General features: G+C 68.3%; 19 protein-coding genes. 8 read left to right on the plus strand and 11 right to left on the minus strand.

Going from position 1 to position 18,609, the window contains the following annotated elements; genetic code table 11:
• The first annotated feature begins 24 nt into the window (after window positions 1-24).
• The 4 genes from glyA (at window position 25) to ACZYW1_RS17020 (ending at window position 4,763) form a co-directional block, all read left to right on the plus strand.
• The gene (glyA, locus tag ACZYW1_RS17005) at window positions 25-1,299 is read left to right on the plus strand and encodes a serine hydroxymethyltransferase (protein ID WP_463787866.1); all 1,275 of its coding nucleotides are present in this window, start codon (window positions 25-27) and stop codon (window positions 1,297-1,299) included.
• A 105-nt stretch (window positions 1,300-1,404) separates the two neighbouring features.
• Window positions 1,405-2,235, plus strand: coding sequence for an acyl-ACP desaturase (locus ACZYW1_RS17010; RefSeq protein ID WP_463787352.1), 831 nt, complete (start codon window positions 1,405-1,407; stop codon window positions 2,233-2,235).
• A gap of 311 nt (window positions 2,236-2,546) precedes the next feature.
• On the plus strand, window positions 2,547-3,842 hold the full coding sequence (locus ACZYW1_RS17015; RefSeq protein ID WP_463787867.1) for a PhoH family protein: 1,296 nt from the start codon (window positions 2,547-2,549) through the stop codon (window positions 3,840-3,842).
• A 36-nt stretch (window positions 3,843-3,878) separates the two neighbouring features.
• Window positions 3,879-4,763 carry a polysaccharide deacetylase family protein gene (locus tag ACZYW1_RS17020; protein WP_463787353.1) on the plus strand — a complete coding sequence of 295 codons (885 nt, stop codon included), beginning with the start codon at window positions 3,879-3,881 and terminating at the stop codon, window positions 4,761-4,763.
• Window positions 4,764-4,784: 21 nt separating this feature from the next.
• Here ACZYW1_RS17020 and ACZYW1_RS17025 read toward each other — a convergent pair whose 3' ends face one another.
• Genes ACZYW1_RS17025 through glpX form a run of 3 tightly spaced genes read right to left on the minus strand, consistent with a single transcriptional unit; the run spans window position 4,785 to window position 7,763 of the window.
• Window positions 4,785-5,249: an ester cyclase gene (locus ACZYW1_RS17025; protein WP_463787355.1), complete on the minus strand. Its 465-nt coding sequence runs from the start codon at window positions 5,247-5,249 to the stop codon at window positions 4,785-4,787.
• A 2-nt stretch (window positions 5,250-5,251) separates the two neighbouring features.
• Window positions 5,252-6,652: a class II fumarate hydratase gene (locus tag ACZYW1_RS17030; RefSeq protein ID WP_463787356.1), complete on the minus strand. Its 1,401-nt coding sequence runs from the start codon at window positions 6,650-6,652 to the stop codon at window positions 5,252-5,254.
• Window positions 6,653-6,677: 25 nt separating this feature from the next.
• Window positions 6,678-7,763, minus strand: coding sequence for a class II fructose-bisphosphatase (glpX, locus tag ACZYW1_RS17035; RefSeq protein ID WP_463787357.1), 1,086 nt, complete (start codon window positions 7,761-7,763; stop codon window positions 6,678-6,680).
• 55 nt (window positions 7,764-7,818) lie between these two features.
• Between glpX and ACZYW1_RS17040 the strand changes: the two genes are divergently transcribed.
• Window positions 7,819-8,469: a DUF4245 domain-containing protein gene (locus tag ACZYW1_RS17040; RefSeq protein ID WP_463787358.1), complete on the plus strand. Its 651-nt coding sequence runs from the start codon at window positions 7,819-7,821 to the stop codon at window positions 8,467-8,469.
• On the plus strand, window positions 8,466-9,263 hold the full coding sequence (locus ACZYW1_RS17045) for a dienelactone hydrolase family protein (protein WP_463787359.1): 798 nt from the start codon (window positions 8,466-8,468) through the stop codon (window positions 9,261-9,263). Before ACZYW1_RS17040 ends, ACZYW1_RS17045 begins: the two co-directional genes overlap by 4 nt.
• On the opposite strand, the gene ACZYW1_RS17050 is transcribed toward ACZYW1_RS17045, so the two are convergent.
• The 7 genes from ACZYW1_RS17050 to ACZYW1_RS17080 all read right to left on the minus strand — a co-directional run bounded on the left by ACZYW1_RS17050 (window position 9,244) and on the right by ACZYW1_RS17080 (window position 15,161).
• Window positions 9,244-10,086, minus strand: coding sequence for an SDR family NAD(P)-dependent oxidoreductase (locus ACZYW1_RS17050; protein WP_463787360.1), 843 nt, complete (start codon window positions 10,084-10,086; stop codon window positions 9,244-9,246). The genes ACZYW1_RS17045 and ACZYW1_RS17050 overlap by 20 nt on opposite strands.
• Entirely contained in the window at window positions 10,083-10,838 is a 756-nt protein-coding gene (locus ACZYW1_RS17055; RefSeq protein WP_463787361.1) for an SDR family NAD(P)-dependent oxidoreductase, read from the minus strand. The genes ACZYW1_RS17050 and ACZYW1_RS17055 overlap by 4 nt, the downstream gene beginning before the upstream one ends.
• Complete coding sequence (locus ACZYW1_RS17060; protein ID WP_463787362.1) at window positions 10,835-11,896, minus strand: NAD-dependent epimerase/dehydratase family protein; 1,062 nt, start codon at window positions 11,894-11,896, stop codon at window positions 10,835-10,837. The genes ACZYW1_RS17055 and ACZYW1_RS17060 overlap by 4 nt, the downstream gene beginning before the upstream one ends.
• Window positions 11,897-11,933: 37 nt before the next feature.
• Window positions 11,934-13,052, minus strand: coding sequence for a 3-beta-hydroxysteroid dehydrogenase (locus ACZYW1_RS17065; RefSeq protein WP_463787363.1), 1,119 nt, complete (start codon window positions 13,050-13,052; stop codon window positions 11,934-11,936).
• 63 nt (window positions 13,053-13,115) lie between these two features.
• Window positions 13,116-13,343 carry an exodeoxyribonuclease VII small subunit gene (locus ACZYW1_RS17070; RefSeq protein ID WP_463787365.1) on the minus strand — a complete coding sequence of 76 codons (228 nt, stop codon included), beginning with the start codon at window positions 13,341-13,343 and terminating at the stop codon, window positions 13,116-13,118.
• Complete coding sequence (xseA, locus tag ACZYW1_RS17075) at window positions 13,333-14,598, minus strand: exodeoxyribonuclease VII large subunit (protein ID WP_463787366.1); 1,266 nt, start codon at window positions 14,596-14,598, stop codon at window positions 13,333-13,335. The genes ACZYW1_RS17070 and xseA overlap by 11 nt, the downstream gene beginning before the upstream one ends.
• Window positions 14,595-15,161, minus strand: coding sequence for a lipid droplet-associated protein (locus ACZYW1_RS17080; RefSeq protein ID WP_463787367.1), 567 nt, complete (start codon window positions 15,159-15,161; stop codon window positions 14,595-14,597). Before ACZYW1_RS17080 ends, xseA begins: the two co-directional genes overlap by 4 nt.
• Before the next feature lie 87 nt (window positions 15,162-15,248).
• Here ACZYW1_RS17080 and ACZYW1_RS17085 point away from each other — a divergent pair, with 87 nt between their 5' ends.
• The gene (locus ACZYW1_RS17085) at window positions 15,249-16,253 is read left to right on the plus strand and encodes a 4-hydroxy-3-methylbut-2-enyl diphosphate reductase (protein WP_463787368.1); all 1,005 of its coding nucleotides are present in this window, start codon (window positions 15,249-15,251) and stop codon (window positions 16,251-16,253) included.
• A 9-nt stretch (window positions 16,254-16,262) separates the two neighbouring features.
• Here the strand turns inward: ACZYW1_RS17085 and ACZYW1_RS17090 are convergent, their stop codons facing one another.
• Complete coding sequence (locus tag ACZYW1_RS17090) at window positions 16,263-17,333, minus strand: DUF6542 domain-containing protein (protein ID WP_463787369.1); 1,071 nt, start codon at window positions 17,331-17,333, stop codon at window positions 16,263-16,265.
• Window positions 17,334-17,420: 87 nt separating this feature from the next.
• Between ACZYW1_RS17090 and ychF the strand changes: the two genes are divergently transcribed.
• The gene (gene ychF, locus ACZYW1_RS17095; protein ID WP_463787370.1) at window positions 17,421-18,494 is read left to right on the plus strand and encodes a redox-regulated ATPase YchF; all 1,074 of its coding nucleotides are present in this window, start codon (window positions 17,421-17,423) and stop codon (window positions 18,492-18,494) included.
• Window positions 18,495-18,609 lie beyond the last annotated feature (115 nt).

The raw sequence follows: 18,609 nt of genomic DNA on the forward strand, positions 1-18,609 counted from the left end.
GACGCCCGCACCGCCTCCGCCATCATGTCGGCCCCGTTGACCGAGGTCGATCCCGACATCGCCGAACTGCTCGGCAAAGAGCTCGGTCGCCAACGCGACACGCTCGAGATGATCGCCTCGGAGAACTTCGTGCCGCGCGCGGTGCTGCAGGCCCAGGGCAGCGTGCTGACCAACAAGTACGCCGAGGGTCTGCCCGGCCGCCGCTACTACGGCGGCTGCGAATTCGTCGACGAGGTGGAGAACATCGCCCGCGACCGGGCCAAGGCGCTGTTCGGCGCCGACTTCGCCAACGTCCAGCCGCACTCCGGTGCGCAGGCCAACGCCGCGGTGCTGCACGCGCTGATGAAGCCGGGCGAGCGGCTGCTGGGCCTCGACCTGGCCAACGGCGGTCACTTGACGCACGGCATGAAGCTGAACTTCTCCGGCAAGCTCTACGAGAACGCTTTCTACGGCGTGGACGACACCACGCATCTCATCGACATGGACAAGCTGCGCGCCCAGGCGCTGGAGTTCCGGCCGAAGGTGATCGTCGCGGGCTGGTCGGCCTACCCGCGCGTGCTGGACTTCGCCGCGTTCAGGTCGATCGCCGACGAGGTCGACGCCAAGTTGTGGGTGGACATGGCGCACTTCGCCGGTCTGGTCGCCGCCGGACTGCACCCCTCGCCGGTGCCCGACTCCGACATCGTGTCCAACACGGTGCACAAGACGCTGGGCGGCCCGCGGTCCGGAATGATCATGGGCAAGCAGGAATACGCCAAGTCGATCAACTCCGCGGTGTTCCCCGGCCAGCAGGGCGGACCGCTGATGCACGTGATCGCCGCCAAGGCCGTCGCGCTGAAGATCGCCGGCACCCCGGAGTTCGTCGAGCGTCAACAGCGAACGCTGACCGGCGCCCGGATCATCGCCGACCGGCTGCTGGAGCCCGACGTGGCCAAGGCCGGCGTCTCGGTGGTCAGCGGCGGCACCGACGTCCACCTGGTGCTGGTCGACCTGCGTGATTCGCCGCTGGACGGCCAGGCCGCCGAGGACCTGCTGCACGACGCCGGCATCACCGTCAACCGCAACGCGGTGCCCAACGACCCGCGGCCGCCGATGGTCACGTCCGGGCTCCGGATCGGCACGCCGGCCCTGGCTACCCGCGGCTTCGGCGACGCCGAGTTCACCGAGGTCGCCGACATCATCGCCACCGCCCTGGCCGCCGGCACCGCCGCCGACGTGCCGGGACTCCGTGATCGCGTCACCCGCTTGGCCAGGGCGTTTCCGCTGTACGACGGCCTCGAGGACTGGTCACTCGCCTGACCGGTTGACGGTGCAGCACGCCGCTGCGCGGCCCGAAGATCGGCGGCAATTCGCCCAGCGTGGCAGATTTCTTGATATCTGTGTACGCGGGTTATAGTTACTTTCATGGCAGTCAAACCTGTTGCTGATGCGTTGATGATCGAGCTCGAGCCGGTGGTCGGGGAGAACCTCGATCGTCATCTCGGTACCGAGAAAATCTGGTTCGCGCACGACTTCGTGCCGTTCGAGCAGGGCCAGAACTTCGCTTTCCTCGGCGGCCGGGACTGGGATGCCTCGCAGGTGACGCTGCCCAAACCCATCACCGACGCGTGCGAGATCCTGCTGATCGACAAAGACAACGTGGCCGGCTATCACCGCGAGTTCGTCGAGCACTTCATCCTCGAAGACATGTGGGGTCAGTGGATCGGCCGCTGGACCGCCGAGGAGCATCTGCACGCGATCGCGCTGCGCGAGTACTTCGTCGTGACCCGCGAGATCGATCCGGTCGCCAACGAGAACGTCCGCTTCGAGCACGTCTCGGTGAAGGGGTACCGCGCCGACCATTTCTCCAAGACCGAGACGCTGGTCTTCATGGCCTTCTTCGAGGGCGCGCGCGCGGTGTTCTGCAACAACCTGGCGGCGCAGATCGAGGAGCCGGTGCTCGCCGGTCTGATCACCCACATCGCCCGCGACGAAGTGCGGCACGAGGAGTTCTTCGGCAACCTCGTCGCGCACCTGCTGACCTACCGCCGCGACGAGACCATTGCCGCGATCGCTGCGCGCGCCGCTGAGATCGACGTCGTCGGCGCCGACATCGACGCCTACGCCGACAAGGTGCGAATCGTCGCCGAGGCAGGCATTTTCGGCCCGGACCAACTCCGCCGGCTCATCTCCGACCGCATCACCGACTGGGGTGTGGCCGACGAACCCGCACTGCGCCAGTTCGTCATCAGTTAGTCACATCGCTACGTCGGCGCGCCTCCGCGGCGCGGATGCGCAGACGCGGGTACCGTCGCTTTCGATGGCTAGCGACATGCTCTGCTATCCGGGCGGCGCCTCTCGACTCAACCTCGGAAGGACCGCCGGCCCCGGTCCTTGCGCCGCGGCCCCCGCCGAATCGTCCGTGCGGGCCGCACGGGCATCCAGCCCGGTGAGAAAGCCTCGTGCGCATGGGTGGCTGTGGGGCCACCACCTGCATCAGGCAGTGAACCGGGCGATGAGCTCGAGGAGCGCTCGTGACTGATTCGCCGGCGGTTTCGCAGGACTCCATCAGGACTTACGTGCTCGACACGTCGGTTCTGCTGTCCGATCCCTGGGCCTGCTCCCGCTTCGCCGAACACGAAGTGGTGGTTCCGCTGGTGGTGATCAGTGAGCTGGAGGCCAAACGCCACCACCACGAGCTGGGCTGGTTCGCCCGCCAGGCCCTGCGGCTGTTCGACGACCTGCGCATCGAGCACGGACGACTCGACCAGCCCATTCCGGTTGGCACACAAGGCGGTACGCTGCACGTCGAGCTCAACCACAGCGACCCTTCGGTGCTGCCCGCCGGATTCCGCACCGACACCAACGACTCCCGCATCCTGTGCTGCGCGGCCAACCTCGCCGCAGAGGGTAAGCGAGTCACGTTGGTCAGCAAGGACATTCCGCTGCGCGTCAAGGCCGGCGCGGTCGGTCTGCCCGCCGACGAGTACCACGCCCAGGACGTCGTGGTGTCCGGCTGGACGGGTATGACCGAGATGGAGACCAGCGCCGACGACATCGACGCGCTGTTCGCCGACGGCGAGGTCGACCTGGAAGAGGCACGAGACCTGCCGTGCCACACCGGTATTCGGTTGCTCGCCGGAAGTTCGCATGCCCTCGGCCGGGTGAACGCCCACAAGAAGGTCCAGCTGGTTCGCGGCGACCGTGAGGTGTTCGGCCTGCGTGGCCGCTCCGCCGAACAGCGGGTGGCCCTCGACCTGCTGCTCGACGAGTCGGTCGGCATCGTCTCGCTCGGCGGCAAAGCCGGCACCGGCAAGTCGGCGTTGGCGCTGTGCGCGGGCCTGGAGGCCGTGTTGGAGCGCCGCACCCAGCGCAAGGTCGTGGTGTTCCGGCCGCTGTACGCGGTCGGCGGCCAGGAGCTCGGCTATCTGCCCGGCAGCGAGAGCGAGAAGATGGGCCCGTGGGCCCAGGCCGTCTTCGACACGCTCGAAGGGCTGGCCAGCCCCGCGGTGCTCGAGGAGGTGCTGTCCCGCGGCATGCTCGAGGTGCTGCCGCTGACCCACATCCGCGGTCGCTCGCTGCACGACTCATTCGTGATCGTCGACGAGGCACAGTCGCTGGAGCGCAACGTGCTGCTGACCGTGCTGTCGCGACTCGGTGCCGGATCGCGGGTGGTGCTCACCCACGACGTCGCGCAGCGTGACAACCTCCGGGTCGGCCGGCACGACGGCGTCGCGGCGGTGGTCGAAAAGCTCAAGGGCCACCCGTTGTTCGCTCACATCACGCTGCTGCGCAGCGAGCGGTCGCCGATCGCCGCGCTGGTCACCGAGATGCTGGAAGAGATCAGCGGCGGCCCGGTGTAAATCGGGGCCACAACCCCGCGCGGGTAGGCTTCGCCCGTGCCGAAACGACCCGACAGCCAGAAGTGGCGGTACCTGCGTACCGTTGCCGGCGTCGCGGCCGCCGCCGTCATCGTGGCAGTCGGAGCCTTCACCGGACACGTCCGGTTCGCCCACGCCAACGACGAGGTGGACTGCGCTCAGGTCAAGTGTGTGGCGCTCACCTTCGACGACGGCCCGACGCCGTTCACCGACCGGCTGCTGGGCATCCTGAAGGCCAACAACGCCAAGGCGACGTTCTTCGAGATCGGCAACAAGGTCGCGGCCAATCCGGCGGGCGCCAAACGGGTGGTCGAGGCCGGCATGGAACTCGGCAGCCACACCTGGGAACACCCCAACATGACGACGCTGCCGCCCGCCGACGTGCCGAGTCAGTTCTCCCGCGCCACCGACGCCATCGTCGCGGCGACCGGGGTGACGCCGAAGCTGTGGCGCCCGCCGGGCGGGTTGACCAACGCGGCGGTCAACGAGCAGGCCGCGAAGGCCGGCCAGGCGGCGATCCTGTGGGACGTCATCCCGTTCGACTGGATCAACGACTCCAACACCGGCGCCAGTAGATTTCTGCTGTTCACCCAGATCAAGCCGGGCTCGGTGGTGCTGATGCACGACACCTACTCCAGCACCGTCGACCTCGTGGAGCAGTTCATCCCGGTGCTCAAGGCCAACAACTATCACCTGGTGACGGTCAGTCAGCTGCTCGGATCGCGGGCACCGGGCAGCGTCTACGGTTCGCGGGAGAACGGGCCGCCGGCCAATGCGCTGCACGACATTCCGGCGTCGGAGATCCCGTCGCTGCCGAACACGCCGTCGCCGCGGCCGATGCCGAACTTCCCGATCACCGATGTGGCCGGCCAGAATTCGGGCGGACCCAACAACGGCAGTTAGCCGCTGTACCGAGGCCCGGCGTCACTGTCCGGGGAGATCGCCCGCCGCGGCCAGAGCCAACAATTCACCGCGACCGATCTGGGTGACCAGGCTGGCGCTGTCGAAGTAGATGCGTTCGCATGCGATCCGCTCACCGTGGAAGAAGAACACCGCGATGATCGGCACCCGGAACGCCTTACCGGTCGGCGGCATCCCGTAGAACTCGCCGAGATTGGTTCCCAGCAAATCGAATTCAGTGATCACGGTGTCATCGGTGACGTGGAACCGCACGTTGTCGTGCCGCTGGTCGGGGAACGCCGTCCGGGTGGTCAGGTAGTAGTTCATCACCTCGTCGTCGCCGTCGAAAACCTGACCGGTGGCCATGATCTCGTAGCGGGGGTGCCCGTCGAACGTGGCCAGGGTCCGATCGAACTCCTTGGTCACCTCGGTGTTCATGTGCTCTTCGATGAGCGCGAGGCGGCGCCGGCGGAGTCCGTCGTCGAGCATGGCTACTCCTCGGTGACCTTGGCCATCGCAAGCACGTCGAGACGGCGGTCGAGTTCTTCCTCGGACAGTTTGTCACCGATCAGCCCGCGGTCGATGACGGTTTGCCGAATCGTCTTGCGCTCCTTGAGCGCTTGCTTGGCCACCGCGGCGGCCTCCTCGTAGCCGATCGCCGAGTTCAATGGCGTGACGATCGACGGGGACGACTCGGCCAACTCGCGCAGGTGTTCCTCGTTGGCTTTCAGGCCGACGATGCAGCGCTCGGCGAACAGCGTCGAGACGTTGGTCAGCAGCTTGAACGATTCGAGGATGTTGCGGGCCATCATCGGGATGTAGACGTTCAACTCGAACGAGCCGGACAGCCCGCCAACCGCGACGGCGGCGTCGTTGCCGATCACCTGCGCGGCCACCTGCGTAACCGCTTCGGGCAGAACGGGATTGACCTTGCCCGGCATGATCGAGCTACCCGGTTGCAGATCCGGCAACTGGATCTCGGCCAGGCCGGTCAACGGACCGGAGCCCATCCAGCGCACGTCGTTGGCGATCTTGGTCAGCGACACCGCGATGGTACGCAGCGCGCCGGACGCCTCGACCAGCCCGTCGCGGGCGGCCTGAGCCTCGAAAGAGTTTGACGCGGTCCGCAATTCGTCCAGGCCGGTCTGAGTGACGAGCACCTGCACCACCTTGGCGCCGAATCCGTCGGGGGCGTTCAGGCCGGTGCCGACGGCGGTGCCGCCGATCGCCAGCTCGCCCAGCCGGGGCAGCGTTGCGCGCACCCGCTCGATGCCGGCCTCGATCTGGCGGGCGTAGCCGGAGAACTCCTGGCCCAGCGTCACCGGGACCGCGTCCATCAGGTGGGTGCGGCCGGACTTGACCACGGTGTGCCATTCGCGGGCCTTGCCGGCCAACGCGTCGTGCAGTACCTGCAGTGCCGGAACGAGGTGGCGCACAGCGGCTTCGGTGGCCGCGATGTGGGTGGCGGTCGGGAAGGTGTCGTTGGACGACTGCGACATGTTCACGTCGTCGTTGGGGTGCACGGTCACGCCGTTGGCACCGGCGATGCTGGCGATCACCTCGTTGGTGTTCATGTTGGAACTGGTGCCCGAGCCGGTCTGGAACACGTCGATCGGGAACTGGTCGTCGTGCTTGCCGTCGGCGATCTCGGCTGCGGCCGCGATGATCGCGTCGGCCTTGTCGGCGTCCAGCAGCCCGAGATCCTTGTTGACCTGGGCGCAGGCGCCCTTCAGCAGGCCGAGGGCGCGGATCTGGGTGCGCTCCAGGCCGCGGCCGGAGATCGGGAAGTTCTCTACCGCACGCTGAGTCTGGGCCCGCCACAACGCTTGTGCGGGCACCCGGACCTCGCCCATGGTGTCGTGCTCGATGCGGTACTCGGTGTCGTCTGCCACAGGGGCGCTCCTCGTTGAGTGATGGTCAGGGGAGGGGATACGCGGCGCTGCTGTCGCCGGTGAAGTCGATCGCGGAGTATTCGTTGAGCTTGGCCAGCCGGTGGAAGCCCTCCACCATCCGCAGCGTGCCGGACTTGGACCGCATCACGATCGACTGGGTGGTGCAGCCGCCCGGCTCGTAGCGCACGCCCTTGAGCAAGTCGCCGTCGGTGACGCCGGTGGCACAGAAGAAGACGTTCTCGCCCGCCACCAGATCGCGCACGGTCAGCACCGCGTCGAGGTCGTAGCCGGCGTCGAGCGCCTTGCGTCGTTCGGCGTCGTCTTTCGGCGCCAGTTTCGCCTGCAGCTCGCCGCCCATGCACCGGATCGCCGCGGCCGCGATGATGCCTTCGGGGGTACCGCCGATTCCGGCCAGCATGTCGGTGCCCGAGCCGGGACGGCAGGCTGAGATCGCGCCCGCCACGTCACCGTCGGTGATCAGCCGGATCCGCGCGCCGGTGGCGCGGGCGTCCTTGATCAGCTGATCGTGCCGCGGCCGGTCCAGGATGCAGACCGTCATGTCCGGCACCGACAGGCCCTTGACCTTGGCCACCGCGCGGATGTTCTCGGCGATCGGCGCGGTGATGTCGAGAACGTGGGCGGCGTCCGGGCCGACGGCGATCTTGTTCATGTAGAACACCGCCGACGGGTCGAACATCGCGCCCCGGTCGGCGACGGCGAGCACCGAGATGGCGTTGGGCATGCCCTTGCTCATCAGCGTGGTGCCGTCCACCGGGTCGACCGCGAAGTCGCATTCCGGGCCGTCGCCGTTGCCGACCTGCTCGCCGTTGTAGAGCATCGGCGCTTCGTCTTTCTCGCCCTCGCCGATTACCACGACGCCGCGCATCGACACCGAGTTCACCAGCTGGCGAATGGCATCGACGGCCGCACCGTCGCCACCCTCCTTGTCGCCGCGGCCCACCCAGCGGCCGGCGGCCATGGCGCCGGCCTCGGTGACCCGGACGAGTTCGAGGGCAAGGTTGCGGTCCGGGGCTTCACGGCGGCTCTCGCCCACCGTTCGCGACGACGAGCCGCCTTCGGGCGGCGAGGAGGCAACGGCGCGATCACTCATGACTGCCGATTGTCCCAGAGGCAGCTTCCCGCTCGGGAGCTGGGATACTCGTGCTGTGACCTCAGAGCCCGAGCCATCGGCCAAACCGGCAAAGCCCCGGTTGCTGCAGGACGGCCGGGACATGTTCTGGTCGATCGCCCCCCTCGTCGTCGCCTGCATCGTCCTGGCCGGGGTGGCCGGGATGTGTTCGTTCTCCCCGCGCGGGATCAACCGCGGTCCGGTCCCCGGCTACAACGCCGCCGGCGCCCTGAATGCCGACGCCCAGGCGCTCGGCTTCCCGGTCCGGCTGCCGCAGCTACCGCCGGGCTGGCAGGCCAACTCGGGCGGGCGCGGCGGCATCTCCGACGGCCGCACCGACCCCACGAACGGTCAGAAGCTGCGCGCGGTCACCTCGACCATCGGCTACATCAGCCCGGGCGGAATGTATCTGAGCCTGACCCAGAGCAACGCCGACGAGGACAAGCTGGTCGGCGCGATCCATCCGTCGATGTTCCCCAACGGGACCGTCGACGTGAACGGCACCCGCTGGATCACCTATCAGGGTGACGGAGTCGAACCGGTGTGGACCACGCGGTTGGACAGCCCCGCCGGTCCGGCCCAGGTCGGCATCAGCGGTGCCGGCAGTCCCGACGAGTTTCGTACGCTGGCGGCGGCCACCCAGTCGCAGCCACCTCTGCCGGCACATCGACAGGAGAAGCATCCATGAGCGCACCCGTTGCCGACCTCACCGGCTGGACGGCGGAGCCGTTCACCGGCGGCGGCTACACCCACGACGTCTATCGCCGTGGCGACGGACCCGGCGTGGTGCTGATCCCCGAGATCCCGGGCATCCACCCGGGTGTGCTGGGTCTGGGAAACCATCTGGTGGACAACGGTTTCACCGTCGCGATCCCGTCGCTGTTCGGCGAGCCGGGTCGCGACAAGGAGCCCGCCTACGTCGCCGCGACCATCGCGCGCGCCTGTGTGGCACGGGAATTCGCGGCGCTGGCGACCAACAAGCAACGGCCGGTGGCGGTGTTCCTGCGGGCGCTGGCCCGCGACCTGAACAAGGCGACGCCGGGTAAGGGCGTCGGGGTGATCGGGGAATGCTTCACCGGCGGCTTCGCGCTGGCCGCCGCGGTCGACGACAGCGTGCTCGCGCCGGTGCTCAGCCAGCCGTCGGTGCCGTTCCCGCTGACGCCGCGCCAGCGGCGCGACGCCGGGGTGAGCGATCTGGAGTTGAACGCGTTCAAGGACCGCGCCCAGAACGAGGGACTGTGCGCGATCGGGCTGAGGTTCAGTGAGGACAGGTTGTCGCCGGGCGAGCGGTTCACCACGCTCAAGGACCGGCTCGGCGACGCCTTCGAGGTGATCGAGATCAACTCCAAATCCGGCAACGAGCACGGGTTCTCGCGACTGGCGCACTCAGTGCTGACCGACGAGGTGCGTGAGGTCGACGGGCAGCCGGCCTACGAGGCGCGCAAGCGGGTCGTCAAATTCCTCAACGAGCGGCTGCGTTAGCCGCCTGGCGCTTGCGCTGGTCGGTGATGAATCGAATCGACATGCGCTGCAACAGATTCGGTGCCAGTCGAGCGAACACCCAGGACGCGTAGGCCTGCCGGGGCTTGACCAGCAGCGCCTTGTTGCGGGTGATCGCCCGCAACGTGTCGCGGGCCAGTGCGTCGGCGCTGTAAGCGTTCTTCATGCCCTGCCCGCGCAGGTAGTAGTCGCGGCCGACGAAGCCGCCGATCGCACCCTTGTCCAAGATCGGTGTCTCGACGGCTCCCGGGCACACCGCCAGCACGCCGACGCCGCGCGGAACGGCTTCCGAGCGCAGGGCAAGCGACAGCCCGACGATCGCGTGCTTGGTGGTCACGTAACTGGTGATCTGACCGGCCGCGGCCAGCCCGGCCATCGACGCGGTGTTGACGATGTGACCGTCGCCCTGCCGCAGCATCACCGGGTAGGCAGCGGTCACCCCGTGCACGACGCCGCGGATGTTGACGTCGATGATCGCGTTCCACTGCTCCAGCGTCAGCAGTTCGGTGTCACCGCCCCAGGCGATTCCGGCGTTGTTGAACATCAGGTCGAGGCGCCCGGCGCGGGCGACCACGTCGTCGACGACGGCCTGGACCGCGGCCGGGTCGGTGACATCGAGAGTGGCGGATGTCGCCGATCCCGGTCCCGGCAGCCCCTCTGCGGTGCGGGCCGCGGCCGCGCCGTCGACGTCGGTGCAGACCACATCCGCGCCCGCGGCGACCAGCGCCCGGCACAGTGCCGCGCCGATACCCGACCCTGCGCCGGTGACAATCGCCTGCCTACCGGTGAAGTCTGTGAAAGTCATTGCGCCGCAAGCTTCATGATGTGACTCATCAGGTCCGGGTAGCGCTTCATGTGGGCGCCGCCATTGATGTCGAGCACCTCACCGGTCAGCCACGGCGCTTTGCACAGGAACAACACGGCCTCGGCGATGTCCTCCGGTGTGCCGGCCCGGCCCAGCGGGGTGTTCTCGACGTATTCGTCGACGACACCCGGGATCAGGGTGGCCGGTTCGGTGAGCGGGGTGTGGACGAATCCGGGCGCAACGGCGTTTACCCGAATGCCCTGCGGGGCCAGCTCGAGCGCGGCGACCTGGGTCAGCATCGACAGGCCGGCCTTGGCCGCGCAGTAGGCGCTCATCGCCGCTGCGGGCTGGCGTCCGTTCAGCGAGCTGATGGACACCAGTGCACCACCCTCGCGCAGCTGCGGGGCGGCGTGCTTGATCACCAGGAACGCTCCGTTGAGGCAGACGTCGACGACCCCGCGGAAGTCTTCGGCGGCCAGTTCGGTGATCAGCCCGAGCGCGCTGTAGCCCGCGGTGTTGACCACGATGTCGAGCGCACCGGCGCCCGCGAACAGTGCCCGCACCGAGTCCTCGTCGGTGACCTCGACGGTCGCGACACTGTGCGGATCGCCGAGTTCGGTTGCGACGCAACGCGCTCCGTCGGCATTGCGGTCGGCGACGATCACCCGGCAACCGTCGGCGGCCAGCGCGTGCGCAACTGCCCTGCCGATGCCCGAGGCGCCGCCGACGACGACGGCACTGCGATCGGTCATAGGTGAGACCCCCACTTGGCGTCGACGGCGCCCCACGGGTCGGCGTAGCGGCCGGGGCGGCGGCGATATGGCGAGCGGCGTTTGAGCACCGCGTGGGTCAGCGGGGCGATCACCCGTGCCGGATGACGCCGCCAGCCCATCCGCGCGGCAGTCTCGGCGAGCAATTGAGGCCACGAAATCCGCTGGTAATCCAGAACTTTCGCCGAGTGCGCGGTGTCCATCCAATCGGTGGCGAACCAGTCGCCGTCGCTGTCCGGGTCGCCCTTGCGGCCACTGGGTATGCCGCCGACCAGGCCCATCGCGGCCGCGATCGACGGGGCGATGTCACCCTGCACCAAGCGGTGCGACTCGTCGCCGCCGATCAGCAGCGTCTCGCCGACGACCGGCGCGGTGGTCGCCGCGATGAAGGCACGCGCGACGTCACGCACGTCGACGGTCTGGATACGGCCGTCGATCGGCAGCGACGCCTCGAAGTAGATGGTGTCCAGATCGAGGTCGAATCCCGGGTCGGAGGTGAGCACGCCACCCAGTCGCAATATCACCCACTCCAAAGCCGACCCCCGCACCAGGGTCTCGGCCTCGGCCTTGTGGCTGCCATAGATGTCCGATGGCCGCAGCGGGGTTTCGGCGGTGAGCAGGTCGCTGATGCGGTGCGGATTGCGGGGGCCGTACGCCGCGATGCTCGAGGCCTGCACGAACCGCGGAGGGTGGGGCAGCGCGGCGGCCGCGTCGAGCAGCAGTCGCGTCGCGTCCACGTTCACCCGACGGGCCAGCTCCGGTCGGGCGTAGCAGACCGGCGGGATGATCGCGGCGAGGTGGATGATCGCCGTCGGTGAAACCGCCTGCAACAGTTGGGAAACCGCGTCGGGGTCGGTGAGATCGGCCCAGCGCACCTCGGTCGAGGGCATCGCTTCGGCCGCCTTGCGGTTGGCGGGCACGTCGAGGTCGGTGGCGATCACATGGGGGCCTTCGACCATCAGCTGCCGCACGGTCTCCGAGCCGACGAGGCCGAACGCACCAGTGACCAGAATCCGCTTAGCATCGTCGCCGGCGCGCATGGCGCATTACGCTACACGCCGACTCGGAACAGCTCGGCTATTCCGCGACCGCGGGTGCGACGACGGCCACCGGCGCGGGCTTTGCCGTGGCCTTCATCTGGTCGAACATTGCGGTGTAGTACGGCAGGCACTCGACCATCGCCTGCTCGGTGGTGAACAACGGCCGGTAGCCGAGATCGCGGGTGGCCTTGGCCACCGAGAAGTAGTTGTCCAGATACAGCCGCTCGACGGCCAGCGGCTCCAATGGCGGATGGGGGAGCCCGAACCGGAAATGCAGCCGCTGCCAACCCAGCATCGCGGCGCGCACCGCGGCACCCGAGATACGCAGGCGCGGCAGCCGCTGCCCGCACGCCGCCACTACCGGACGGGCGAACTCGAACATGTTGATGGGCTCGGCGTCGTTGATGAAGTAGGCCTGGCCCGGGGCCGTCCCGCCCGGCACCAGGTGCTGAGCGGCCAGGATGAATCCGTGAATCAGGTTGTGCACGTAGGAGTTATCCAAACGCGCCGACTTACGGCCGACCAGCACTTTGACGTGCCCGGCCAGCACGCTTTCGAACACCTTGCGGAACATCGTCTGGTCGCCGCGGCCCCAGATGCCGCTCGGGCGGATCGCGCAGGTCAGCATTCCGTCAATGCCGTTCTGGGACAGCACGAATCGCTCGGCGACCACCTTGGTCTCGGTGTAGAGGTCGGCGAAGCGGTCGGTGTAGGGCAGTGTCTCGTCGCCGCCCGCGATGCGCTTGCCGCCCATCACCACGCTGTTGGACGACGTGTAGACGAATCTCGAGACCCCGGCGGCCGCTGCGGCGTGCACGAGGTTCTCGGTGCCCTCGACGTTGACGGCGAAGCTGCGCTGCCGGTACTCGTCGGTCACCGAGGCGCCGCCCATCAACTCGATCAGCGCGGCGGTGTGGAACACGGTGTCGATCCCGGCCACCGCGGCGGCGACGACGTCACGGTCGCAGATGTCGCCCTGCAGCACGTCCAGGCCGGGCCGGGCCGGCAGCGGCGACGGCGCCCGATCGAAGGACCGCACCTGATAGCCCTGGTCCAGCAGGGTGGTCACCAGGTTCGCGCCGACGAATCCCGAGCCGCCGGTGACCAGTACCCGACCCAGTTGAGCGGTCGGCGTGGTGGTGGTGTCTTCAGCCATGCCGACGAGGATAACTGAAACGTGTTCCAGTTTCGAACAAACGCCGGAGAAATACCTCCGCGCTCACGAATCCTGCGGGTCGCCTGCGGCCAATGTATCGGCCACCCGCTTACGTGCCCCAGCTAAGTGCTCCTCGCAGCGTTTAGCCAGCTGTTCGCCTCTTTCCCAGAGCTGCAGCGACGCATCGAGGTCCAGCCCACCCTGCTCGAGCAACCGCACAACCTCGACCAGTTCGTCGCGGCATTCGTCGTATCCGAGCTGACTAATAGGCGTCACTTCGTCACCTGCCATCGACCGACCCCTCACTCGTCGCCGCGATCGCGCCATCGCCGACCCGCACCCGCAGCCGGCTCCCCGCGGGAGCGTCGTCGACAGTGCGCAGCACCGCCGCCGAACCGTCGGCGCCGATCGTCTGCACCACGGCGTAGCCCCGCGCCAGGGTGGCCGCTGGTCCGAGTGTCGCAAGCCGGGCCGACAGGTGACCGATCCGTTCGGCCTGGACATCGATCACGCGGTTGATGTCTCGGCGGACCGCGGACCGGGCCCGGTGGATCTCGTCGGCGCGCATCGTCAGCGCCGCCAGCGGCTCGGCCAGCACCGGCCGACTGCGCAACTGGGCGAGCACCCGCTCCTCGCGGCCCACCCAGTTGCGCAACGCCTGCGCGCTGCGCCGGCGCAGATCGTCGAGCAAGTGCTGCTCGGCGACCGTGTCGGGGACGATCCGCTTGGCGGCGTCGGTCGGGGTGGCGGCGCGCAGATCGGCGACCAGGTCGCACAGCGGGTTGTCCGGCTCGTGGCCCACCGCGCTCACCACCGGCGTACGACACGCGGCAATGGCTCGGCACAGCGTCTCGTCGGAGAACGGCAACAGGTCCTCGACGCTGCCGCCGCCGCGGGCCAGCACGATGACGTCCACCGACGGGTCAGAGTCCAAGTCGCGCAACGCCTTGACGATCTGCGACACCGCCGTCGGCCCCTGCACTGCGGTGTTGCGGACGGCGAACTGCACCGCCGGCCAGCGGGTGGCGGCGACGGTGGTCACGTCGTGTTCGGCCGCACTGGCCCGGCCGGTGATCAAGCCGATCATGTTGGGCAGGAATGGAATCGGGCGCTTGAGTCGCGGATCGAACAACCCCTCGGCGGCCAGCAGCTGACGCAGTCGCTCGATCCGGGCCAACAGCTCACCGATGCCGACCGCGCGTATCGCGCTGAGCCGCAACGTGAGAGTGCCCCGGCCGGTGAAGAAGTTCGGTTTCCCGCAGACCACGACCTGCACGCCCTCGACGAGTTTGACCGGGGCGCTGTCCACCAGGCTGCGCGGCGCGGTCACGCTCAGCGACATGTCGGCCGCGGGATCGCGCAACACCATGAAGACGGTTCGGGCACCCGGCCGGATGCTGATCTGGGTGAGTTGACCCTCAACCCAGACCACGCCCAGCTTGTCGATCCAGGCGGCGATCCGCGTCGCCACCGCGCGAACCGGAAAGGGATTGTCGGCCGAGTTGGCCGACCGATCAGCCCGGGCCGCCGCGGGGTTGCCGGTCACTTCGCCGTCGCGCGCGTGATCCTGTTGGCAAGCAGCGTCTGGAACGGGGCGCGGCCTTTGGTGGCCTCCTCGTATGCCAGCAGGGTTTCGAGCTCGGTGACATCGAGTGTTTGCAGCCTGGCCCGCAGCTGAGCCAGGGTCAGCTGCTCGTAATCCAGTTCCTCGACCACCTCGGGCGCGGAGACAGATTTCTTCGTCGGCGTGGCGGCTGACCGCGCCCAGGCGTCGCCCGCGCCCGATTCCGGGGAGGAGTACAGCGCGAACCGCCCCTCGGCGCGCGATTCGACGCCGGACGGCTCGTCGTCATCGTCGTCGGACACGTCCTCGTCGAACGTCGCCCACTCCGGCTGCTCGTCCTTGGGCGGGAAGATCTGTTCCAGGGTGGCGTCGCCCTTGATCACCAGTTCGGCGACGTTCTGCTGGAAGCGCATCACGACGTGCGCGGCCGTGCTGGCCAGCGTCATCGGATACATCAGGATGGTTTTCGGGAGGCGAATCGTCTCCTCGACGGCCATCGTCGCGGCCCCGACCAGCAGCCGAACCCCATACGGTGCAGTACCCATGCCGTCAAGCCTGCCTTAACCGGCGGACAACTCCAAGCTGAGCGCGCGAGTTGGCCAGCCCCAGCCGCCGGAAAGTACCCTGGTCGCATGCCACCAACTGTGAACATGGGCATTCCGGGCGCGACCGCTTCGGTGGCCGAGTCGGTCACCGGCAAGCGGGTGCTGCTGGCCGAGCCGCGTGGATACTGCGCCGGCGTCGACCGGGCCGTCGAGACCGTCGAGCGCGCGCTGGAGAAGCACGGTGCGCCGGTCTACGTGCGGCACGAGATCGTGCACAACGTCCACGTCGTCGAGACCCTCGCCAAGGCCGGTGCGATCTTCGTCGACGAGACCGACGAGGTCCCCGAGGGTTCCATCGTGGTCTTCTCCGCCCACGGCGTGGCGCCGACCGTGCACACCACCGCCGCCGAGCGCCAACTGAAGGTCATCGACGCGACGTGCCCGCTGGTCACCAAGGTGCACAACGAGGCCAAGCGCTTCGCCCGCGCCGACTACGACATCCTGCTGATCGGCCACGAGGGCCACGAGGAGGTCGTCGGGACCGCCGGCGAGGCCCCTGACCACGTGCAGCTGGTCGACGGGCCCGGCGCCGTCGACGCTGTGACGGTGCGCGACGAGGACAAGGTCATCTGGTTGTCGCAGACCACCTTGTCGGTCGACGAGACGATGGAGACCGTGCAGCGGCTGCGGGTCCGCTTCCCGAAGCTGCAGGATCCGCCCAGCGACGACATCTGCTACGCGACACAGAACCGTCAGGTCGCGGTCAAGGCGATGGCGCCGGAATGCGATCTGGTGATCGTCGTCGGTTCGCGCAACTCGTCGAACTCGGTGCGGTTGGTCGAAGTCGCGCTGGGCGCCGGCGCCGGCGCGTCATATCTGGTCGACTACGCCGAGGACATCGATCCGGCGTGGCTGCAAGGCGTCACCACGGTGGGCGTCACATCCGGCGCCTCGGTGCCCGAGGTACTGGTGCGCGGCGTGCTGGAGCGGTTGGCCGAGCACGGCTACGACGTGGTGCAGCCGGTGAGCACGGCCAACGAGACGCTGGTGTTCGCCCTGCCGCGGGAAATCAGGCCGGCCCGCAACGCGTAAGCGCCCGAACTACTGGTCGTCGAAATCCCAGGCGGCCGACGGTTTGCGCGGTCGGCGCGGGCGTTCGTTGCCCGGCTCGTCACCGGCGGACGGCCGGTACCTGACCTGTGAGATCGGGTGATGGGTCGAGCCGGCCCCGTTCGACGAGGGCCGACGCCGCGGCCGCGGAGCCGGCGCGTCAAACGGCTCGGCCGGCTCGTACGCGTCGAACCGGCTGCTGCTGCGACTGGTTGATCGGGCCCGGCGTGCGGCCGGGTCGCGCCGGACTTCCCGGGACGGACGACCACGCTGCTCGGGGTCGCGCGGCTGCCGGCTGGTTCGGCGCGGGGGCTCACTGGCATCGAATTCGCCGGCCGGGCGGCGTCGCCGGGGCCGGTCTCGGGTCGGCTCGTCGTCGTCGATCGGGGGACGACGACGGGTAGGCGTCGACCCGGCCGGACGCCGCCCGTTCCTGCGCTCCGCGGTCGGGCGGGCGGACCGCTCCACCGCGTGCTCCCGGCGCGGGCGCGGCCGGGTGGGCCGGTCCGGTGTCTCTTCGGTCGCCGAGTCGCGGTCGAACAGGGCGGCCAGCTTTGCGATCACACCGACGCGGCCGCTGTCGGCGCTGTCGCCGTCCTCGGAAGCTTCGGTGGCGTCGGCCTCGCTGGAGTCGAACCTGCCCAGCAGCCAACGGATCAGACCGATCAACAGGACGCCCGCCGAGGTGAGCAACATCAACGGGAAACGCTCGATCAGCGGGTAACCGCAGTTGATCACCAGGTCCTTGACGCCGGTGAACTTGGCGCCGTGGAACAGGAAGTAAGCGCCGGGAACGGCGACGAACAGGATGAGCGGGGGCTGGATGACGGCGGTGAAGACACCGGCCTGCTCGACGGCCAGCACCGCGGCCACGCACCCGAGCACATACAGCCCGGCGAAGACGATGGTGAGGTCTTTTCCGGAGCCCGCGTCGAACGCGAAGCCGACCGCGACTCCGGTGACCGCGATGACGATTGCGGCCCACCACGGCACGCCGTGAATACCGGGGACGATCGAGCGGTGATCCGCCGCCACCGCCGACCGGGGCCGCTGTTCTGACACATGTCGACCGTACCGGCTGGACGTCGAAAGACGCGTAACGACCTCGTTAGCAATACCTGGGCGCGCCACTCCTACACTTGATTCTCTGTGAGCCTCAGCCTCGGAATCGTGGGTCTGCCGAATGTCGGCAAATCGACCCTGTTCAACGCGCTGACCAGAAACAACGTGGTCGCCGCCAACTACCCATTCGCGACCATCGAGCCGAACGAAGGCGTGGTGCCGCTGCCCGACCCGCGGCTGGCGACGCTGTCCGAGATGTTCGACTCGGAGAAGATCGTGCCGGCGCCGGTGACGTTCGTCGACATCGCCGGAATCGTCAAAGGCGCCTCGGAGGGCGCCGGTCTGGGTAACAAATTCCTGGCCAACATCCGCGAGTGCGACGCCATCTGTCAGGTGGTGCGGGTGTTCGCCGACGACGACGTGGTGCACGTCGACGGCAAGGTCGACCCGAGCGCCGACATCGAGGTGATCGAAACCGAGCTGATCCTGGCCGACCTGCAGACGCTGGAGAAGGCCGTCCCGCGGCTGGAGAAGGAAGCCCGCAACAACAAGGAGCGCAAGCCGGTGCTCGACGCGGCCGTCGCCGCCGAGGCGGTGCTGGACTCGGGGAAGACGTTGTTCGGGGCCGGGGTCGACGCGTCGCTGCTGCGCGAGCTGAACCTGATGACCACCAAGCCGTTTCTCTACGTGTTCAACGCCGACGAGTCGGTGCTGACCGACGAGGCCCGCAAGTCCGAGCTCCGCGCACTGGTCGCGCCGGCCGACGCGGTCTTCTTGGACGCCAAGATCGAATCCGAGCTGATCGAGCTGGACGAAGAGTCGGCCGCCGAGCTGCTGGAGTCCATCGGTCAGACCGAGCGTGGCCTGGATGCGTTGGCGCGGGCCGGTTTTCACACGCTGAAGCTGCAGACCTATCTGACCGCCGGGCCAAAAGAGTCGCGGGCGTGGACAATTCACCAAGGCGACACCGCGCCGAAGGCGGCCGGGGTGATTCACACCGACTTCGAGAAGGGCTTCATCAAAGCCGAAATCGTGTCGTACGACGATCTTGTTTCCGCCGGTTCGATGGCGTCGGCCAAATCAGCCGGCAAAGTGCGCATGGAGGGCAAGGACTACGTGATGGCCGACGGCGACGTGGTCGAGTTCCGCTTCAACGTCTGAGGTCGACGTGCGCGACGATTGCTAGCGTGGCGGTTGGTGAGGCGAGTCCGAGCTCCGGGACCAGGGACTGGCGCGCAGCTAGCAGATGATGTCCAATCTTCACGTCGGGCTTGAG

Source organism: Mycobacterium sp. IDUB_36 (assembly GCF_055419225.1).

Bases quoted from the DNA above. Each gene is read 5' to 3' on its own strand.
- glyA (WP_463787866.1), top strand. From the start codon at position 25: ATGTCGGCCCCGTTGACCGAGGTCGATCCCGACATCGCCGAACTGCTC.
- ACZYW1_RS17010 (WP_463787352.1), top strand. From the start codon at position 1,405: ATGGCAGTCAAACCTGTTGCTGATGCGTTGATGATCGAGCTCGAGCCG.
- ACZYW1_RS17025 (WP_463787355.1), bottom strand. From the start codon at position 5,249: ATGCTCGACGACGGACTCCGCCGGCGCCGCCTCGCGCTCATCGAAGAG.
- glpX (WP_463787357.1), bottom strand. From the start codon at position 7,763: ATGAGTGATCGCGCCGTTGCCTCCTCGCCGCCCGAAGGCGGCTCGTCG.
- ACZYW1_RS17045 (WP_463787359.1), top strand. From the start codon at position 8,466: ATGAGCGCACCCGTTGCCGACCTCACCGGCTGGACGGCGGAGCCGTTC.
- ACZYW1_RS17050 (WP_463787360.1), bottom strand. From the start codon at position 10,086: ATGACTTTCACAGACTTCACCGGTAGGCAGGCGATTGTCACCGGCGCA.
- ACZYW1_RS17055 (WP_463787361.1), bottom strand. From the start codon at position 10,838: ATGACCGATCGCAGTGCCGTCGTCGTCGGCGGCGCCTCGGGCATCGGC.
- ACZYW1_RS17060 (WP_463787362.1), bottom strand. From the start codon at position 11,896: ATGCGCGCCGGCGACGATGCTAAGCGGATTCTGGTCACTGGTGCGTTC.
- ACZYW1_RS17065 (WP_463787363.1), bottom strand. From the start codon at position 13,052: ATGGCTGAAGACACCACCACCACGCCGACCGCTCAACTGGGTCGGGTA.
- ACZYW1_RS17070 (WP_463787365.1), bottom strand. From the start codon at position 13,343: ATGGCAGGTGACGAAGTGACGCCTATTAGTCAGCTCGGATACGACGAA.
- ACZYW1_RS17080 (WP_463787367.1), bottom strand. From the start codon at position 15,161: ATGGGTACTGCACCGTATGGGGTTCGGCTGCTGGTCGGGGCCGCGACG.
- ACZYW1_RS17085 (WP_463787368.1), top strand. From the start codon at position 15,249: ATGCCACCAACTGTGAACATGGGCATTCCGGGCGCGACCGCTTCGGTG.